20 protein-coding genes and 1 riboswitch are annotated in these 17,324 nt (G+C 55.8%); of the genes, 5 read left to right on the forward strand and 15 right to left on the reverse strand.

The annotated features are described in order from the left end of the window. Positions 1-225 precede the first annotated feature (225 nt). From GURA_RS20030 to tnpA, 3 genes are all read right to left on the reverse strand, one after another. Complete coding sequence (locus GURA_RS20030; RefSeq protein WP_011940721.1) at positions 226-1,674, reverse strand: DASS family sodium-coupled anion symporter; 1,449 nt, start codon at positions 1,672-1,674, stop codon at positions 226-228. After that, positions 1,674-2,162 carry a hypothetical protein gene (locus tag GURA_RS20035; RefSeq protein WP_011940722.1) on the reverse strand — a complete coding sequence of 163 codons (489 nt, stop codon included), beginning with the start codon at positions 2,160-2,162 and terminating at the stop codon, positions 1,674-1,676. Before GURA_RS20035 ends, GURA_RS20030 begins: the two co-directional genes overlap by 1 nt. A gap of 133 nt (positions 2,163-2,295) precedes the next feature. Then, complete coding sequence (gene tnpA, locus GURA_RS20040; protein ID WP_011939015.1) at positions 2,296-2,715, reverse strand: IS200/IS605 family transposase; 420 nt, start codon at positions 2,713-2,715, stop codon at positions 2,296-2,298. 112 nt (positions 2,716-2,827) lie between these two features. Here tnpA and GURA_RS20045 point away from each other — a divergent pair, with 112 nt between their 5' ends. Then, positions 2,828-3,016, forward strand: coding sequence for a hypothetical protein (locus GURA_RS20045; protein WP_041245580.1), 189 nt, complete (start codon positions 2,828-2,830; stop codon positions 3,014-3,016). A 206-nt stretch (positions 3,017-3,222) separates the two neighbouring features. Here the strand turns inward: GURA_RS20045 and GURA_RS20050 are convergent, their stop codons facing one another. The 11 genes from GURA_RS20050 to rpoH all read right to left on the reverse strand — a co-directional run bounded on the left by GURA_RS20050 (position 3,223) and on the right by rpoH (position 12,073). Then, positions 3,223-3,447: a sulfurtransferase TusA family protein gene (locus GURA_RS20050; RefSeq protein WP_011940723.1), complete on the reverse strand. Its 225-nt coding sequence runs from the start codon at positions 3,445-3,447 to the stop codon at positions 3,223-3,225. 100 nt (positions 3,448-3,547) lie between these two features. Further along, positions 3,548-4,495, reverse strand: a complete 948-nt coding sequence (locus tag GURA_RS20055) for a 4Fe-4S dicluster domain-containing protein (RefSeq protein WP_011940724.1) — start codon at positions 4,493-4,495, stop codon at positions 3,548-3,550. Between the two features lie 117 nt (positions 4,496-4,612). Further along, a complete protein-coding gene (locus GURA_RS20060) occupies positions 4,613-5,011 on the reverse strand; it encodes a M67 family metallopeptidase (protein ID WP_011940725.1) in 399 nt (132 codons plus the stop codon). A gap of 39 nt (positions 5,012-5,050) precedes the next feature. Then, complete coding sequence (locus GURA_RS20065; RefSeq protein WP_011940726.1) at positions 5,051-5,863, reverse strand: HesA/MoeB/ThiF family protein; 813 nt, start codon at positions 5,861-5,863, stop codon at positions 5,051-5,053. Next, complete coding sequence (gene thiS / locus GURA_RS20070; protein ID WP_011940727.1) at positions 5,863-6,078, reverse strand: sulfur carrier protein ThiS; 216 nt, start codon at positions 6,076-6,078, stop codon at positions 5,863-5,865. The genes GURA_RS20065 and thiS overlap by 1 nt, the downstream gene beginning before the upstream one ends. A 17-nt stretch (positions 6,079-6,095) precedes the next feature. Beyond that, on the reverse strand, positions 6,096-7,349 hold the full coding sequence (locus GURA_RS20075) for an O-acetylhomoserine aminocarboxypropyltransferase/cysteine synthase family protein (protein ID WP_041245581.1): 1,254 nt from the start codon (positions 7,347-7,349) through the stop codon (positions 6,096-6,098). 75 nt (positions 7,350-7,424) lie between these two features. Next, positions 7,425-7,533, reverse strand: a riboswitch (SAM riboswitch). A 433-nt stretch (positions 7,534-7,966) separates the two neighbouring features. Next, positions 7,967-8,458 carry an Lcl C-terminal domain-containing protein gene (locus GURA_RS20080; protein ID WP_011940729.1) on the reverse strand — a complete coding sequence of 164 codons (492 nt, stop codon included), beginning with the start codon at positions 8,456-8,458 and terminating at the stop codon, positions 7,967-7,969. A 4-nt stretch (positions 8,459-8,462) separates the two neighbouring features. Beyond that, a complete protein-coding gene (lpoB, locus tag GURA_RS20085; protein ID WP_011940730.1) occupies positions 8,463-9,065 on the reverse strand; it encodes a penicillin-binding protein activator LpoB in 603 nt (200 codons plus the stop codon). 28 nt (positions 9,066-9,093) lie between these two features. Further along, on the reverse strand, positions 9,094-9,546 hold the full coding sequence (locus GURA_RS20090; RefSeq protein WP_011940731.1) for a YcfL family protein: 453 nt from the start codon (positions 9,544-9,546) through the stop codon (positions 9,094-9,096). A 136-nt stretch (positions 9,547-9,682) separates the two neighbouring features. Beyond that, positions 9,683-11,098, reverse strand: coding sequence for a COG3014 family protein (locus GURA_RS20095; RefSeq protein WP_232278950.1), 1,416 nt, complete (start codon positions 11,096-11,098; stop codon positions 9,683-9,685). A 132-nt stretch (positions 11,099-11,230) separates the two neighbouring features. After that, positions 11,231-12,073, reverse strand: coding sequence for an RNA polymerase sigma factor RpoH (gene rpoH, locus GURA_RS20100; protein WP_011940733.1), 843 nt, complete (start codon positions 12,071-12,073; stop codon positions 11,231-11,233). Between the two features lie 284 nt (positions 12,074-12,357). On the opposite strand from rpoH, the gene GURA_RS20105 reads away from it, so the two are divergent. The 3 genes from GURA_RS20105 (at position 12,358) to GURA_RS25155 (ending at position 13,877) form a co-directional block, all read left to right on the forward strand. Next, positions 12,358-13,431, forward strand: a complete 1,074-nt coding sequence (locus tag GURA_RS20105) for a branched-chain amino acid aminotransferase (RefSeq protein ID WP_011940734.1) — start codon at positions 12,358-12,360, stop codon at positions 13,429-13,431. Between the two features lie 62 nt (positions 13,432-13,493). Beyond that, positions 13,494-13,646, forward strand: a complete 153-nt coding sequence (locus GURA_RS24815) for a hypothetical protein (protein ID WP_011940735.1) — start codon at positions 13,494-13,496, stop codon at positions 13,644-13,646. Between the two features lie 12 nt (positions 13,647-13,658). Further along, a complete protein-coding gene (locus GURA_RS25155) occupies positions 13,659-13,877 on the forward strand; it encodes a 4Fe-4S dicluster domain-containing protein (RefSeq protein ID WP_011940736.1) in 219 nt (72 codons plus the stop codon). On the opposite strand, the gene GURA_RS20115 is transcribed toward GURA_RS25155, so the two are convergent. Continuing rightward, the gene (locus GURA_RS20115) at positions 13,874-14,128 is read right to left on the reverse strand and encodes a hypothetical protein (RefSeq protein WP_157046255.1); all 255 of its coding nucleotides are present in this window, start codon (positions 14,126-14,128) and stop codon (positions 13,874-13,876) included. The genes GURA_RS25155 and GURA_RS20115 overlap by 4 nt on opposite strands. A gap of 457 nt (positions 14,129-14,585) precedes the next feature. Between GURA_RS20115 and clpB the strand changes: the two genes are divergently transcribed. Further along, positions 14,586-17,180, forward strand: coding sequence for an ATP-dependent chaperone ClpB (gene clpB, locus GURA_RS20120; protein WP_011940738.1), 2,595 nt, complete (start codon positions 14,586-14,588; stop codon positions 17,178-17,180). Positions 17,181-17,324 lie beyond the last annotated feature (144 nt).

A 17,324-nucleotide genomic window follows, 5' to 3' on the forward strand; every position in this document is an offset into this window, starting at 1 on the left:
TTGCACGCGGATCAAATCTGATAAAACAACTAAGTGCCTGTAAGCTGCAAAATGCGCAGCAACCGTCACTAATGATAACTTCGGATCAAGGCAGATTTAAATGCCTTTGTTTTATAACTTTGAAGTTGTGTTTAATCAGATTTTATCCGATTCGATCAGATGTTATCCGTGTGAGATGCTTTTGACTTGTTAACTTTGTTTTGGTTATAGTTCCGCTTTCTTATCCTATATCTTCAACCCCAAAAGCGGCCAGACGAACACCACCGAACCGAGGAACAGGAGCCAGGAGATAATCATTATGACGACACCCGATACTATTATATCACGACTCTTGAGGTAACCCGAGGCATAGGCGATGGCCGTGGCCGGGGTCCCCATGGGAAGGCAGTAGGCCAGCCCCGCCGGCAGGGCGATGGAGAGGGTCATCACCTTGGGGTCCATGCCGATGCTCTTCGCCAGCCCCATGCCGATGGGCATGAGGATCGCCACCACAGCCGCGTGGCTGATGCACTCGGTGAGAATGATCGAAACCATCGAGATGACGGCAATGGCGGCAAGGGGGGAGTGGGAAAAAGAGTCGAGCCCCTTCCCCACCAGCCAGAGCGCAGCGCCGGTCTTTTCCAGGGCCGTGGCCAGTGCTATGGAGCCGCCGTACATGAGGATGATTCCCCAGTTGACGTACTCCTCGATCTTTTCCCAGGAAACAACCCGGAAGGTGAAGAGCACCGCCGTCCCCAGCAAGGCGATGGCGGCCAGTCCCGCCCGCTCGCCGAAGCTGATCCAGCAGACTATGGTGGCGACCATCACCACGGCGGTGAGCAATTCGTCGAAGCCTATCCTTCCGGTATCGAGGCGCTTCCGGTTGAGGAACTTGAGCCCATCCTCGACGCTTGAAAGGTCCGGCGGGAAAAACCTCACCAGGATGAGGAAGCCGATGAACAGGAGCGGCAGAACGATCATGCAGGCGGCTGTGGTCCATTCCAGAAAACTGAAGCTGAGCCCCGTGTTCTCCCGCAGCATGCCCGCTGCCAGGGGAGCCCTTGCCCCGCCGAGGAAGGTGGCGATCCCGCCGATGATGCATCCCCAGGCAATGGACATGAAGAGGAGCCGGCCGTAGTTGCTCTCTCCCTTCTCAAGCCTGAGCGCCGTAGCGATTTCAGCCACCACGGGAAACATCATGGCGGCAACGGCGTGTTCGCTCATGACGAAAGAGAGAAGCGCCGAGAGGAGAAAGACTGTCAGTGCCAGGCGGGTCGGGGTCTTGCCGAAGCGGGCCAGCATCGCCCGCGCCAGCCGGGCAGAGAGGCCGGTGCCGGTCATGGCCGCCGCCAGGATGAAGGCGCCCAGAATGAAGAAGACCGCCTCGTTGCCGAACAGGGAATAGGTCTTCTTCGCCTCCATGATGCCCAGAAGCGGCAGCATCACCATGGAAAGAAGGGCGGTTACCGCTATCGGCAAAAGCCCGGAAACCCAGAGGAATATGGCGGCGCCGAACAGGACCAGGGCATGGTAACCGGCTACCGTGAGACCGGCCGGCGGTGATAACCTGAACAGGACCAGACAGATGATCAGGAAGCCGGCGATCACCTGATAGCGGGCGGTGCGGTCCAGGACGATCAGCCAGAGGGGCCTGTTGTCTATCTTGAGCGGCTTTTCGAACAGTTCCTGTCCCATTACAGCCCCGCCGATTCGAATGATTCTTCCACCTGCTTCACCTTGAGGCTTCGCCGCAGATCAGAGGTGGCCAGGAGCTGCCGGTCGTAAACCTTTTCGATGAAACCCCTGAGGAGGCCCTTCGGCCTGGCGGAAACAAGTGGGGTGGTGAGGCTTAATAACGGCAGGAGCGGCTTTACCGCGACTCTGTGTTTCTTCAATCGGGATGCCAGGTGTTCGAAGAGCGCACCGATCTCCGCAGCCGGGTAATGGCCGGCCTTGGCCGATATCTGTACAAGCGGCACAACTCCGGCATCCAGGAGGTAATCAATGCCGCTCACCGTGGAGCAGAGCGGCTCTTCCCCGGCCAGCAGGGTTGCGGTAACCCCCCATTTCGGAAACACGGTCCGGGCGTATTGGATTGAACGAAGCAGTTCTTCCTTCTCAATGCCGCGTTCCTTCGCAAGCCCTTGGTCGAAAACCTTCAGGGAAATGTCGAGGATGTCCACGCCGGCGGCGTAGGCACGTTCAATAGTAAAGAACCCCGCCCAGAGGACGGGGCTTTGAAAGGCACCCCATAGGGGTGCTGAATGCGTGCCCTCATAGAAGGCACGCTGCGAGTTGTCCCCTTTTATAAGGTTGCTATTTGGTTTCTGTTCGCTCTTTCTTCTCTTGATAGACAACGTACTTGCGGATCATCTCCGCATCAAGACCAACTGTATCAACACAGTAACCTTCGGCCCAAAAATGGTTGCCCCAATAGGGGCGTTCTTTGAGATATGGATATTGCTTGAATACCCGAATAGCCGTGCGACCCTTGATAGCACCCATGAATTCCGACACTGATACCTTCGGAAGAATTTTAACCAACAAGTGCACGTGATCCGGTTGCACATTCAACTCCACCACTTCGCAACCAAGACGACCCGAAAACACTTGGATACACTTATACACCTCTTCGGCAACTGGACCACGCAACACACGATAACGATACTTCGGCACCCAAACAATGTGATATTGACAGTGCCATAGAACGTGAGATAACTTCTGAAACCTGCTCATCTGCTGCTCCTTTCGACTTGAATTGTGGGGACAACTCAAGTTCAGGTGTAGCAGATGGGCAATCTACAGGCAAAGCCAACGAACGCTGACCCCGCCCACAGGACGGGGTTTTATGAGGCTCAATAAAGGGGGGTGCCGGATAGTCGAACCTTCCCAGCAGGTGGGTGCTGAAGTTTTTCTTGATCTGCCGCGCCAGGTCCTCTCCCAGGTGAAAGTGCCCGATATCGCCGAAGGTGAGGTGGAAGAGTTCAGCCGGGGCCTGGCAGTAGCTGTCAAAGAGCGCTTCGAGAGTTTCACTTGACTGCAACCCGCCGCCGATGAAGAAAACATTTTCCTCGCGGCGGAGTTCGGTTGCAGCAACCGGTTTTTCAGGCTTTGTCATCAAAGACCGGAGCTTTTGCTGGTCGACAATCATGCGCCTCTCCCTTTCGTAGGGTCGAGTTAATGTTATGGCAGGTACGTGCGGGCTATGGGAAACAGGGTGAGGACCAGGCGCCGCCCGATGGCTTACTCCCCGACCTTTTCCAGGGTGAGCACGTAGTGGCCGTCCGCTTCCTTGAGCCCGATGAGCTTGTGCCCTTCCCCCTTGAGGCTGCGCGGCACGTTCTTGACCGGCTCGCCGTCATCGAGGAGGAACTCCACCACTTCCCCTTCATCCAGCATTTCCAGGGCCAGCTTGGCCTTGACAAAGTTTGTCGGGCAAGAGACGCCTCTTAAATCAACTGTGTGCATATTTCCCTCCGCGGCTTCGCCGGAATACTATCTGAACTGGTAGGAGCGAGGTGCGAGGCAAACCTCGAACCTCGAACCTCGAACTTCGAACCTCGAACTTCTATGTCCCTATCTGGGTCGCGATCACCTGCGGCGCAATGGTCTCCGCCACCACGTATTCGGGGAATTTAGGCCGCAGGCGGCTCAAGAGCGAGTCGGAGCCTTCCTTGATGATGATGTCGCCGATCCTGACCCGTCCAGCCCCATCCGCTTTCTCCTTGTACCAGGCGAGGACTTCGCTGATGAATTCCACCACCCGCTCTTCCGGGACAAAAGTGGCGAACAGGGTGCCGACGAGGGGATGGCGCCCCCACTTGCCGCCGATGCGGACCGTGTAGCCGATTTTCTCGGTTTTCCAGGCCTCGGTCGGGCAAACCTTGACGCAATCGCCGCAGTAAATGCATTTATCCGCGCGAAACACCGGCTTGCCGTCATCACCCATGGCAATGGCCCCTTCGGTGCACGACTTGGCGCAGAGACCGCAGCTGATACACTCCTCTTTCGAAAGCTCCGGCCAGATTGCCCCCTGGAAACCGACGTCGTTTGTGGCCGACTTGGGACAATCGAAGGGACAACCGGCAAAGCCGACCTTGAATTTGTGATGGCCGGTCGGGGTGCCGAACAGTTTCTCGTCCACCTCAAGGGCGGAGCGTTGGGTATCAACCAGGCCGTTCGGATTGTATTCGCAGCCGCCGCAAGCCGTCGGCACCCGCACCCGCGCCCCGCAGGAGGCGACCTTCTGCTCTCCTTCGCCCAGCTCGGCAACCACCGCGTCGAAATCCCTGAAGTTGATATTGATCAGCTCGATGGATTGTCGCACGGAAAGGTGGACAAACTCGCCGCCGAACTTCTCGGCGACCTGGGCGATTTTCTTCAGCCGGGGCACGGTCATCCGGCCGCCGGGCACCCGCAGCCGGACGGTGAACAGGTCCTTGCCGCGCTCCTTGATGAAACCACCCGCCTTGAGGTTATTCAGGTCGATACTCGTCTTGCTGCTCTCGTCTGCCATGGTCCACTCCGTTGCCGTGCAATTGGCTATGCTTTGATACTACGAATTACAAGTAAAATAGTCAAGATAAAACATCAAAAGATATTACAGTGATCAAGTAAAGAAACATTGTGATCGTTAAACGACCCCGACCGCCTCGGGTTCGCCCCGGCCGGCAGCGATGCGGAAGGAATTGAGCACCGGCCGCTCCGGCTCTGCAAGGGAGACGATGACATAGGAAACGTTGGGGGTCAGGGCCAGACGGATATCCTCTTCGGACGGCCGGGCCGGGGTTTCCGGGTGGGAGTGGTAGATGGCGAGCATCTCCAGCCCGCTGGCCCGCAAACCTTTGACCACAGCGAACTGCTCCTTCGGCTCCATCATGAAGTGCTCATTGCTCTGGTCCGTGTTGGTCATCCGGTAAATGGCGGAGACAACACCGTCGCGGCCGCCGAGAATGCCGCAGACCTCAAGGGGAAAACCCTCACGGGCGTGGGCGATGATGTCGTCGTGGATCGCTTTGGAAATTTTCAGCATGGGAAAAACCTTTTTCACCACGGAGCCCTGTGGTGGATTTTATTTTGTTTCCAGATCGCATACGGTCAGGGCGTCCAGCTCGTCCTTAAGTTCGGTTATGGTCGGGTTCTCGCCGCAAATGGGACACTTTGCGCTTTTCTTGACGGGAACCTCGCGGAACCGCATCCGCAGCGCGTTGTAGGTTAGGAGACGGCCGGTGAGGAGTTCCCCTTTGCCGAGCAGGTACTTGATCGCCTCGGTCGCCTGGATGGTACCGATCACCCCGGGCAGCACGCCGATCACCCCGGCAGTGGAGCAGGTGGGAATGGCGTCCTTGGGCGGCGGAGCGGGAAAGAGGCAGCGGTAGCAGGGGGACTTGCCAGGCTCGATGGTGATGGTCTGGCCGTCGAACTGGAGAATGCCGCCGTGGGAGTAAGGCTTGCCGGCAAGGACGCAGGCATCGTTGATGAGAAACTTGGCGGCAAAGTTGTCGGTGCCGTCGATGACGAAGTCGTACTCACTGATGATGTCGGCGATGTTGGCGGCGCTGATCCATTCCTGGTAGGTGTTGACCTTCAGCTCGGGATTGATCGCCTGCATCTTTTCCTTGGCCGACAGGACCTTGGCAATCCCCACGTCCTTGGTCTGGTGTATCACCTGGCGCTGGAGGTTGGACAGGTCCACCACGTCCGCGTCGGCGATGCCGATCGTCCCCACACCTGCCGCAGCCAGATAAAGGGCGATGGGCGAGCCGAGGCCGCCGGCGCCGATGATCATTACCCGGCCGTCAAACAACTTCTTCTGCCCTTTGCCGCCGACTTCCTTGAGGATGATGTGCCGTGAATAGCGGGCAATCTGTTCTTCGCTCAGCATCAGTGCTCTCCTCCGCCCATGAAATAGAGGAACTCCACGCTGTCGCCATCCTTGACATGGGTGGCTTCGAAGTTCTCGCGCTCCAGGATATCGCCGTTCAGTTCGACCGTCACGTAATCGGGCTGCTCCACCTTCAGTTCCGCCAGAAGCGCGGGGATGTTCACCGTATCTTTGCCGTCAATGGCGGCTTTCTTGCCGTTTACCGTCAGATTCATCTTTTTAATCTCCTCATTTAAAGGTTATTGAGGGCACTATCAAAGTCCTCAATTATATCATTTATGGCTTCGATGCCAACCGAAACCCGCACCATCTCCTCGCCCACTCCCATCAGCCCTTTTTCTTCCGGGCCGTAATCGCAGCAGATGGTGCTGGCAGGGTGAATGACCAGGGTCTTGGCATCGCCAATGTTGGCGAGATTTTTTGCCAGCCTGACGCCGTTTATGAAGCGAAAGGCTGCGGCCTTGTCGGCAAGGCCGAAGGTCAGCACGCCGCCGAATTTGTCGCCGTAAAGTTTTTTTGCCACCTGGTGGTGGGGCGAATCCTCAAGTCCCGGATAATTGACCCATCTCACACGGTCATGCGCCTTAAGGAACTGCGCAAGTTTTTGGGCGTTGGCACAGTGGCGCTCCATCCGCAACGAAAGGGTCTCCACCCCCTCGGCGAGCAGGAAGGAGTTCATGGGGGCGGCGCAGGCGCCGAAGTCCTTGTGGATCAGCTTCCTGGCCCGAGCGGTGAAGGCGAATGCCCGATATTTCTTATGGAACGGCTCGAAATGGGGAAATTTGTCGCTCTGCCAGTCGAACCGGCCGAGGTCGATAATCACACCGCCGATGGCGCTGCCGGTGCCGTTGATGAACTTGCTGGTGGAGTGAATAACGATGTCGGCGCCCAGATCGGAGCCGCGCGCCAGGCAGGGAGTCGTCACCGTTGCGTCCACCAGCAGCGGGATGCCGGCCGCCCGGGCAATGAGGGCGATTGCCGGGATATCCGGCACATCCATCTTCGGGTTGCCGATGGTCTCGACGAAGACGAGACGGGTTCTGTCGTTGATCCCGTTCCTGACTGCGGCCAGGTCGGTCGGATCGACGAAGGTCGTGCTGATGCCGTAGCCGGAAAGGGTGTCGCGGAAAAGAGAAAAGGTGCCGCCGAACAGGGACGATGAGGCGAGGATCTCGTCACCGCTCCTGACGATGGTCATCACCGCCGTGGTGATGGCGGCCATGCCCGATGCTGTGGCAATCGCCGCCTGTCCCCCTTCCAGAAGCGCCAGGCGCTTTTCCAGGCTTTCCGTGGTGGGGTTCCCGACCCGCGTGTATACCTGCCCCACCTTCCGGCCGCGGAAGATGTCTTCCAGCTCTTCAGCCGTAGCCTGGGCAAATGAAGAGGACTGGACGATCGGGACGGTGGTGGCGCCTGCCGGGCCCGGCTCCAGTCCGCCATGGATCAGGAGGGTGTCGAAACTGTATTTTACGGTTCTGTCTGTCATCTGCTCTCCCCTTGAGTAAAAAAGCCCCATCATTGCTGAGAAGGGGCTTTATACGGAAAGGACCGTTGAGCACCCACCTCATCTTCGCCTGGTCAGTCGGCAGGATTTAGCACCTGGCATTCGCTTTCGCGAACCGGTTGCTGTGGTTTCACAGGGCCTTTCCCTCCACCACTCTCGATAAAGCACGGGTTTTGTCTTCAATTGTTTGATTGAACTCTACACTATCTTAAATTAAATTGTCAACTTAATAAACCATATTAGTTTAGTGTTTTGGTAGAGTATAGACATCCATACCAACCAGCATTCTACAGCTACTTAATCAGACGCACTATTCTCCAGAGAAATCAAAAAAAGGGTTCAAGTCTTACAACTTGAACCCCTTCATTTATTCCGGATGGAAGATGAGGTTGATACCTGCAAATGGTCGTACTGTTTAACCTATAAAAAGCATTTTAACCACGAATTTTCACGAATATACAAGCTCTTGTGATGCATAAGACACTCACCAGATCAGTTACTACTCAAGACTTAACAAGGGGTTAGAAACATTCGTGCTTATTCGTGTCATTCGTGGCTAACTGCCGTTTTTGGGTTTAACGAACCACAGGGCAGATGTCTTACTTGGACCGATTTCCGCCCCGCACTGGCCAGAGGTAATACGGTTTTGCTTCAGACTTGGGCAGAATCTGCCCACTTGCCAGATCAGCTACCCACAATTCTTCGGGAGACCGGCGCGTGGAAGTCCAATAATCGTAGTCGCGCACATCAATGAAACCCAGTTGCCGCAATTTCTGGAAAGGCCATGTTTCCAGTTTGTTTTTATCATACCCCAGGCTTTTGGCATAAGCGATCAACTCGGCCATCTCGTCCTTTGTCGGCACCCGCCAGTCGGCATAACCGGCATAGTTGTCACTGTTCAGCTTCTGGACAAAGGAGTAGACATTATCATCCGCTTTCCAGAGCAACGGCTTACCGGGCAGATTGGCGTTCTTCGACCAGACCAGGCCCGTCCCCTGATCAACCGCGGTCTGGTCAAGAAAGACAAAACTGTGGTTCGGCGCGCATGCGGTGAGGAACAGCCCCATGCATAAAAGCATGATCTTTTTCATGTCGCTACCCCCCAAACATGGACCGTTTGGAGATCTTGCGGATCTCCTTCTCGTCCGACCATTCGAGAATGCCCGTTTTCAGGTTCTTCAGGTTCATGGTGAACTTATAATAGACATCTGTAACACTGCCCGCCTTCTGCACGATTTCAGCGAAATTTGCGGTCAGCAGAAATTCCGCGCCGATCTGCCGGCCGAACTCGACGGCGGTCTTCTTATCAACCAGGCCGCTTTCCTGTTGGGTCTTGATCTCCTCTACGGCTGCTTCATCCGTGGTCCGGTCAATAAAACGGAACTTGCCGGATTTGATCAGTTTTGCCCTGATCGAGTCGGTTACCGACTCCGTATCTATGTGCTGCATGGTTTTGTTCTTCACCTTGTCCACGCTCAAAACGGGTCGCCGCTGGCTGGTCTGCTCGGCTACTGGTGGAAAAGTGATCAGGGAATCAACCATTGCCTCGGCAATCTGCTGCAGATCGGACGAGCCGAAATCGGTGCCGATCGGCTTTGCCGATCCGGCATCACCATACTGGACAGTGGTGGTGGCGCAACCGGCCAGAAACATGGCGGCAATTGAAAGACAGAGCAACAAGCTACGTAGATATCGCATACTATGAACACCTCTCTTTTTCGTTTTTTTAATCGATGTTTTCCCGGATTTTCAATTTGAACTCGCGGCCACGGGAGTCCGGCGCAACGCCTTGGATGGTTTTGGTTTCACGGCCATAGAGTATGAACGGTTTCCAGGCGGTCGTACTCCCGCCGACTTCCATCCCCTGCATGTCAAACCAGTCGAAGGCGTACTGAATGTTGATGGTGTCGCGGTCTTTCGAGCGAAGCGAAACCTGCGCCTTCATCATATCCCCGACCATACTGCTCTTCAAGTCGACGATCTCGATATCCCCTGCCAAGCTGGAATTATTGATCACCACGTTTTTACCGAGCACCCTTTCTCCATCCTGGTTCCAGCCCGTCTTGCCGGCCGCTTCGATGCCGGCAGTAGTACTGCAACCGGCCGGCGCCATAGCCGTCATCAAACCGAACAGCAGCAACAACAGGTTTTTCCTATTACCATACAGAAAACTATTCATTGAACCTCCTTTTATCACCGACTGACCGGTTTATCGTCAGAGCCCGGTTAATGGCCGACCATGGGGAAGAATAACAGCAGCACTGGCGGACCGCAAGCAGCAAATTCCCCATGATGCCGTCCCCCATGGGCATGAATCAGAAAACCAGCACCGCATTGTACAGTACGTCACCCGCCCTGACCACACGCAGAATGGTTTTCCCGCCCGGCTTGATTTTGACGTCGATATCCGCTTCAGCCCTGCTACCCTCGTGTTGCAAGGTGAGCTTGTGCATGCCCGCCGAAAGGGTGACCCGCATGATCTGGGCATCCTCCGGAAGTGTAATCCAACTGCGCAGGTCGGCAGTTTCGCTGACCAGGTTCCAGAGTGTAGCGCCAAAAAATCCCAACGCCCCGAACTTCTCGTCTGCCCGTTTAGCGGCAACCCCTTTTGCGACAGCTCGTATTGTCTGGCGGATGGCCAGGGCCGGGATTTTCTCCTGCAGCGACTTGACCGCCAAAGCCCTGATGTCGCAGATCGTTTCGGTACTCCCCACCACCTCTTTGCCACTGGTGACGAGCAGCGGTCGGGCTGACGTCCATCCGGACCTGTAAATGGGGAAAGCTGCTGCTATCAATCCTACCCTGGGGACGGGGATATATATCTTCACTTCCTGTTTCTGTGGGGCAAATCCGTCCTCAAACAGCACGAGTAATTCACCGGCATTTTTTTCCGTTACGGCCTCGCCAGTTGCCGGGCCAGGATCGAATCTGCTCTTTAAATCCTCCAGTTCCCGGTTCATTTCCAGTTTCATGGCAAGGCGGATTACATCCCTTTGCAGGATGGTGTTTTCCGGGAATATTTCCAGTGCCTTTTTGTAATCGATATAGGCGTCGTTCTGCTGATTGGCAAGTTCATAGACAAATCCTGAGAGGTAAAAGGTATAGGCGTTCTGAAAGGAATTCTTGACCTTGCCGGCAGCCTCGTCCAGCTGGGAGAACTGGCTTTTGATCGCATCAACCTGTTGCGGATTCTCCAGCCGCTTTTCTTCGGCAACCTTCCGGGCCTCGTCCAACTCGTCCTCATGACGCTTCAGTGCCTCTTCCTGCTCGAAATTGGCTCTGCGGATCTCCACACCCGCACCTTCCAGATCGTTTTTGCTGAGATAGTTCATTGCCTGGAACTGATGAAGCATGACCCGTTCATATCCGGCCCCCTCGTAAGGGATGGCGTTGTCATTGACGGCGACAGATGCGGCCTGGGCACCGATATCGGAAACGCTGACGATTGCCTTTTGCTCTTTTTCCCTGATGACGTCCATGGAGGCGGCAAAGTCCCTCATGCTGGCATCGGTATTGCCGACGATTTGGGCAATACGGCCTCGCTCCATGTTGTAAAGGATCATGTCGCTGCTCTTGCACTCACTCAAAAAACAGTGGGTGAAGTCAATCGATTTCCTCGTCTGCAAATCGGCTATCAACGGATTGATTTTATCGGGGTAGGCAATAAAGGTTGTCGTGCCGGCACAGCCGCTGATCATCAAAAGGGCGAGGATGAACAGTAAAATTGGCACAGCTTCTTCACAAGGTTTTATCGCGGCGGGACGGGTGTGGCACTGCATGTTTTCCCTTCCTTTGAAACAATAGCAATACAAAACGCCCATTTCCAGTGCTGAAAATGGGCGTTCAAATGATAGTCATCGCTCTCAGGCAACGGCCCGGGTCGCGAGCGGCAGGAGTGCCCGCTTCATTTTTTTCAGGGCGCCTTCCTCGATCTGCCGTACCCGTTCCCGGGAGATGGAGAAATGATCAGCGATCTCCTGGAGGGTCAAGGGTTCATCAGAAGAGACCCTCTGCTCAATCACATAGCGTTCCTTTTCATTCAGGCAGGTCAGCGCCGCGGCCACCTCCCTTTCCAGTATGGCGCTTTCCTCTGCCTCGCCCAAGAGTTCCTCCTGGTTCCGGCGCTCATCGGGGAGACTTTCCAGCATGGTCAGACCTTCGCCGGTAACAACCTCGGCATCGAGGAAATAATCGCCGCGCATGCGCTGGTCCATCTCCTGCGCCTCGGATTCCTTCACATCGAGGGAAAGCGCCGCAGCCTGGAGGTCGTCGCCGCCTCCGGTCATGCTTCTGATCGCGCTCTTGGCCTGGTTCAGCTTGAAAAAAAGTTTCCGCTGCGCCTGGGTGGTCCCTATCTTCAACAGGCTCCAGGTCGAGACGATATGGTTCTGGATATAGGCCCTTATCCACCAGACTGCATAGGAAATAAGACGGAATCCCTTGTATGGATTGAATTTACGCACCGCCATCATCAGGCCGATATTCCCTTCCTGGATCAGGTCGAGCATTTTCATGCCGTAAGAACGGTATTCCCCGGCAATCTTGACCACAAAGCGCAGGTTGGAGGTAATGAGCCTGTGGGCCGCCTCCAGATCCTTCTCTTCGTAGAGCTTGACGGCTAACCCGTGCTCCTCTTCCGCAGAAAGAACCGGAAAGCGTCTTATTTCCGCCAGGTATAAACTCAAATTATCGACTACTGCCGGCATTGTATAGTTCACGGGAAAACCTCCTGCATGGGTTCATTATGGTCTGGGAAATAATACCAGACATCTTGGCACTCTCAAGTTAAGAGTGCTAAAAATTTAACAACTGTCGATAAAAAAATCAATAGGCAAATTTACAGGCCAAAAACCGGATATTCCAACCCGGGTTATTGTCGGGCGAAGCAGTGATTTTTCAAGCAAAAACCCTTGCCCGTATACAACTATTATGATACGAATAGATTGAAGAATAACGACGCTTTGCGCCGGACAAACCGGAGGTTCAGCAGATGGAAATCAAGAAAATCCCTCTCCCTGACGAGAAAAAGAAGGCAAGGTTCACCGATGAATCGCAGCTTGGGTTCGGCAGGATCTTCACCGATCGCATGCTGATGGTGGAGTGGAAGGCCGGCAAGGGATGGGTTGACGCCCGGATCGAGCCGTATGCACCGTTCGTCCTTGACCCTGCCTGCCTGGTTTTTCATTATGCCCAGGAAATATTCGAGGGGCTGAAAGCCTATAAATGGACCGATGGCACCGTTGCCTTGTTCCGTCCGGAAATGAATGCCCGCCGTTTCAACCTTTCCGCAGACCGGCTCTGCATGCCGACTGTGCCGGAAGAGCTTTTCCTCAAGGGAATCGAAGAACTGGTGCAACTGGAGAAAGACTGGGTACCTTCTGCAGAAGGCACCTCCCTCTATATCCGGCCGGCCATGATCGCCGTAGAGCCGGTGCTTGGTGTAAAACCTTCGGATCACTATTACTTCTATGTGATCATGTCGCCGGTAGGCGCCTACTATGCTTCAGGCTTCAAGCCGGTGAAGATAATGGTGGAAGACAAATTCGTACGTGCAACTCCGGGCGGTACGGGCGAGGCGAAAACCGGCGGCAACTATGCCAGCTCGCTCAAAGCAGGCCTGGAAGCGAAAAAGAAGGGGTTCGACCAGGTCCTTTGGCTCGACGGCGTGCACAAGCGTTACATCGAGGAAGTGGGCGCCATGAACATGTTTTTTGCCTACGAAGACCGGGTGGTAACCGCGCCCCTCGAAGGCTCCATCCTCCACGGCATTACCCGCGATTCGGTGCTGAAGCTGGTTGCATCCTTCGGCCTCAAGGTGGAAGAACGGAAGATCGACGTCATCGAGTTGATGAACGATATCCGCTCGGGCAAAGTTAAAGAGGCTTTCGGCAGCGGGACTGCCGCGGTCGTCACCCCGGTTGGCGCCCTCAGCTACAAGGATGAATGCCTCACCGTAGACGACGGCGAAGTCGGCAAACTGACGCAAAAGCTCTACGACACCTTGACCGCCATCCAATACGGAAAAATGGAAGACTCTTTTGGCTGGATAAAAAAGATCGCTTAGATTTGTCGCATCCCGCAGGGTTGACCGATAGCCCTGCGGGATATTCTCCATCGGGTGGGATTATGAAAGAGCAAACCTACGCCAACGCCCTGTGCCTCTCCTGCCGCCGCACATGCAAACAGCCGGCAGCCGTGCTGATCGCTGTCTGTCCTCGCTATTATGCCGGCCCCAGGATCAAGCGCTGCACCTGGAAGCAACTGGAACTCGCCCTCTAAGCCAGCCCATTCATGACCCAAAAATCTCCCCCAACAATCGACACAAATAAATGCACCGGATGCGGTCGCTGTGTCGCCGCATGCAAAAACAAGCTCATCACCCTCGAAACCTCCGGTTACAGGAAGCATGCCGTGCGACACGGGCAGAGCCGGTGCGAGTGCTGCTGCGACTGCCTCAACCAGTGTCCGGTCCTGGCCATGCTCCACAACGGCGACATAAATAACGGTTAACGCCGTTCCCAGGCGCCTTTCCGGGTGGTCCGACTGGTTTCCGTCCTGGCTGGGGCCGGCTCTGCCTTTGCCACCATTACCGGTTTCTCCGGCGCCTTTTCCTCCTTCAAAACCGGCTCCTTGCAGGAGGCGAACTCGACGTTTATCGCTTCGGCCCTCAGCTCATGCACCGCTGCCGCGCCAATAATCCTCAATTCACTGCAACCGGTCAGGCAACCCATTAATAGAACAAGTAAAAGTAAGCATTTCATGGCGCACCTCCTGGATTTCGTTAACCGTTACCTTTTCCATTACGAGATGCATGCCATAGCAAAAACAGGCATAACCGGTTGAAATGCTTACATTATGTTCACTGCGGGTTTTATTGCGTTTGTGCGCCATGTGAACATGGCGGAGTGTAAATACCGTTAACCTCCCGTAAATAGTGGTTTTGTCAAAATTTGAACAGATATGCAAACGGTGAACAGATGGAGGACGCCGCCTTGACAGGGGCCGGGACCGTACCTATTATTTCCCTAGGAGTCTGTCGGACTTAGGGAATCGTAGCGAGAGGATGGAAAATCGAGGACAGATTTCCGGAAATTTGAGAGCTAATAGTGGACCTATTCGTCTAAAATTTCCGGGAATATGGACCGATTTGCCATTCTCGCAGTAGATTCATTCCTAAGTCCGACAGCCTCCTAAAGATTCAAACCAAGGAGCCTTGCCATGATCAGACCGGATAAAATGACCATTAAGACCCAGGAAGCCCTGGCCCTTGCCCAGGAAACAGCGGCGCAGCGGGGAAACAGCTCCATCGAGCCGGAACATCTGCTGCTGGCCCTGCTGGAGCAGGAAGGGAGCCTGGTTGCCGCAATCCTGCAAAAGCTCGGCGCCAATGCCGGCTTTGTGAAAAACAAGGCAATGGAAGCGCTCGAAAAACTCCCCAGGGCCAGCGGCGCCACCATGCAGATCTACCTGTCACCGGCGCTGAACCAGCTGCTGGACGCGGCCCAGAAGGAAGCCGACACCATGAAGGACGCCTTCGTCTCCAGCGAACACCTGCTTCTGGCGATGATAGCGGCTAAGGGGAGCGCGGCTGCGCGGATACTCATGGAGAGCGGGGTGAGCCGTGAGGGGGTTCTCGCTGCTTTGAAGGATGTCCGGGGTGAGGAACCGATTACCGATCAGAATCCGGAGGACAAATACCAGGCCCTGGCAAAATACGCCCGCGACCTGACCGATCTGGCACGGCGGGGCAAGCTTGATCCGGTCATCGGCAGGGACGACGAGATCCGCCGGGTGATCCAGGTCCTGTCACGGCGGACCAAGAACAACCCGGTCCTGATCGGCGAGCCGGGGGTGGGGAAAACCGCCATCGTCGAAGGGCTGGCCCAGCGTATCATCTCCGGCGACGTGCCGGAAACCCTCAAGGAGAAGAAGCTGGTGGCCCTCGACATGGGCGCGCTCATCGCCGGGGCCAAATACCGGGGGGAATTCGAAGATCGGCTCAAGGCGGTGATCAAGGAAGTGGAAAAATCCGAAGGGAAGATCATTCTCTTCATCGACGAGCTTCACACCCTGGTTGGCGCTGGAGCTGCGGAAGGGGCAATGGACGCATCCAACATGCTCAAGCCCGCCCTGGCAAGGGGTGAGCTGCACTGCATCGGAGCCACCACCCTCAACGAATACCGCAAGTACATCGAAAAGGATGCTGCCCTGGAGCGCCGCTTCCAGCAGGTATACACCGGAGAGCCGAGCGTTGAGGACACCATCGCCATCCTGCGCGGTCTCAAGGAAAAGTATGAAAACTTTCACGGCATCCGCATCAAGGACAGCGCCATCATCGCCGCAGCCACTCTCTCCGACCGGTACATCACCGACCGCTTCCTTCCGGACAAGGCCATCGACCTGATCGACGAAGCAGCCTCCAGGCTCCGGATCGAGATCGACTCCATGCCGACCGAGATCGACGAGGTGGAGCGCAAGATCATCCAGCTGGAAATTGAGAAACAGGCCCTGCTCCGCGAGCAGGACCCCCATGCCCAGGAGCGGCTAAAGAAGCTCTCCGATGAGCTGGAAGAGCTGAAAGGCCAGTCGGCAACCCTCAAGACACACTGGCAGCAGGAAAAAACGATCCTGACCGCCATCAGTGACCTGAATAAAAGATTGGAAGAGAAGAAGGAAGAAGCAAAGAAAAGCGAGCGGGAAGGAAACCTGGCCAAAACCGCCGAACTCCGTTACGGTGAGATTCCCGCCATCGAGAAGGAAATCGCCGAAAAGAAGGAGGAACTGACCCGGCGGCAAGAGGAAGGGAAGATGCTCCCCGAAGAGGTTGACGGCGACATGGTGGCGGAGATCGTCGCCAAGTGGACCGGCATCCCGGTCAGCCGCATGCTGGAAACCGAATCGGAAAAACTGGTCAGAATGGAAGAGCGGCTGAAGAGCCGGGTAGTCGGCCAGGATGATGCCCTCACCCTGGTCGCCAATGCGGTGCGCAGGGCGCGCTCCGGGCTCTCCGACCCCAACCGCCCCATCGGCTCCTTCATCTTCCTCGGCCCTACCGGTGTGGGCAAGACCGAGACTGCACGGGCTTTGGCCGCGTTTCTTTTCGACGACGACCAGTCCATCGTCCGCATCGACATGAGCGAATACCAGGAAAAGCACACGGTGGCCCGGCTCATCGGTGCGCCCCCCGGTTATGTGGGCTACGAGGAAGGTGGCCAGCTCACCGAGGCGGTGCGCCGTCGCCCATACAGCATCGTCCTCTTCGACGAAATCGAAAAGGCGCATCCCGAAGTTTTCAACGTGCTGCTCCAGGTGCTCGACGACGGCCGGCTCACCGACGGCCATGGGCGCACCGTGGATTTCCGCAACACGGTCATCATCATGACCAGCAACCTGGGCTCCCAGTGGATTCAGCAGTACGGCGTCAGCGACTACGCCAGGATGCGGACCATGGTCATGGAAACCCTCAAGGAGAACTTCAAGCCGGAATTCCTCAACCGGCTGGACGAGATCGTCATCTACCACGCCCTCCCCCTCGATCAGATCAAACATATCGTCGCGATCCAGATCAAGGCCCTGCAAGACCGCCTTGCGGAACGTCACCTGACGCTGGAGATCACCGACAAGGCCCGCGAATTCCTTGCCCATGAAGGATACGATCCAGCCTACGGCGCCCGGCCGCTGAAACGGACCCTGCAGAAAAAAATCCAGGACCCGCTGGCGCTGATGCTCTTGCAGGGGAAATTCGAGGAGGGGGATATTGTCCAGGTGGACCTTGCCATGACCGGTGACAGCTTGGTGATAAAGAAGAAATAGAGCCCGCTCATGGGGATGAGGCGTAGAATTTTAGAAACCAGCTTTCGACTTGCGTTTCCATAGTTCTTCACACGGTGTGCGATTATCCCATCCAGCGCCTGCCGTGCGCCCAGGGTCTCCTCGGCTCTAGCAAGTTGTCGCATG

This window comes from Geotalea uraniireducens Rf4, from assembly GCF_000016745.1.
Lineage (GTDB): Bacteria > Desulfobacterota > Desulfuromonadia > Geobacterales > Geobacteraceae > Geotalea > Geotalea uraniireducens.

Bases quoted from the DNA above. Each gene is read 5' to 3' on its own strand.
- GURA_RS20030 (WP_011940721.1), bottom strand. From the start codon at position 1,674: ATGGGACAGGAACTGTTCGAAAAGCCGCTCAAGATAGACAACAGGCCC.
- tnpA (WP_011939015.1), bottom strand. From the start codon at position 2,715: ATGAGCAGGTTTCAGAAGTTATCTCACGTTCTATGGCACTGTCAATAT.
- GURA_RS20045 (WP_041245580.1), top strand. From the start codon at position 2,828: ATGAGGCTCAATAAAGGGGGGTGCCGGATAGTCGAACCTTCCCAGCAG.
- GURA_RS20050 (WP_011940723.1), bottom strand. From the start codon at position 3,447: ATGCACACAGTTGATTTAAGAGGCGTCTCTTGCCCGACAAACTTTGTC.
- GURA_RS20055 (WP_011940724.1), bottom strand. From the start codon at position 4,495: ATGGCAGACGAGAGCAGCAAGACGAGTATCGACCTGAATAACCTCAAG.
- GURA_RS20060 (WP_011940725.1), bottom strand. From the start codon at position 5,011: ATGCTGAAAATTTCCAAAGCGATCCACGACGACATCATCGCCCACGCC.
- GURA_RS20065 (WP_011940726.1), bottom strand. From the start codon at position 5,863: ATGCTGAGCGAAGAACAGATTGCCCGCTATTCACGGCACATCATCCTC.
- thiS (WP_011940727.1), bottom strand. From the start codon at position 6,078: ATGAATCTGACGGTAAACGGCAAGAAAGCCGCCATTGACGGCAAAGAT.
- GURA_RS20075 (WP_041245581.1), bottom strand. From the start codon at position 7,349: ATGACAGACAGAACCGTAAAATACAGTTTCGACACCCTCCTGATCCAT.
- GURA_RS20080 (WP_011940729.1), bottom strand. From the start codon at position 8,458: ATGAAAAAGATCATGCTTTTATGCATGGGGCTGTTCCTCACCGCATGC.
- lpoB (WP_011940730.1), bottom strand. From the start codon at position 9,065: ATGCGATATCTACGTAGCTTGTTGCTCTGTCTTTCAATTGCCGCCATG.
- GURA_RS20090 (WP_011940731.1), bottom strand. From the start codon at position 9,546: ATGAATAGTTTTCTGTATGGTAATAGGAAAAACCTGTTGTTGCTGCTG.
- rpoH (WP_011940733.1), bottom strand. From the start codon at position 12,073: ATGCCGGCAGTAGTCGATAATTTGAGTTTATACCTGGCGGAAATAAGA.
- GURA_RS20105 (WP_011940734.1), top strand. From the start codon at position 12,358: ATGGAAATCAAGAAAATCCCTCTCCCTGACGAGAAAAAGAAGGCAAGG.
- GURA_RS24815 (WP_011940735.1), top strand. From the start codon at position 13,494: ATGAAAGAGCAAACCTACGCCAACGCCCTGTGCCTCTCCTGCCGCCGC.
- GURA_RS25155 (WP_011940736.1), top strand. From the start codon at position 13,659: ATGACCCAAAAATCTCCCCCAACAATCGACACAAATAAATGCACCGGA.
- GURA_RS20115 (WP_157046255.1), bottom strand. From the start codon at position 14,128: ATGAAATGCTTACTTTTACTTGTTCTATTAATGGGTTGCCTGACCGGT.
- clpB (WP_011940738.1), top strand. From the start codon at position 14,586: ATGATCAGACCGGATAAAATGACCATTAAGACCCAGGAAGCCCTGGCC.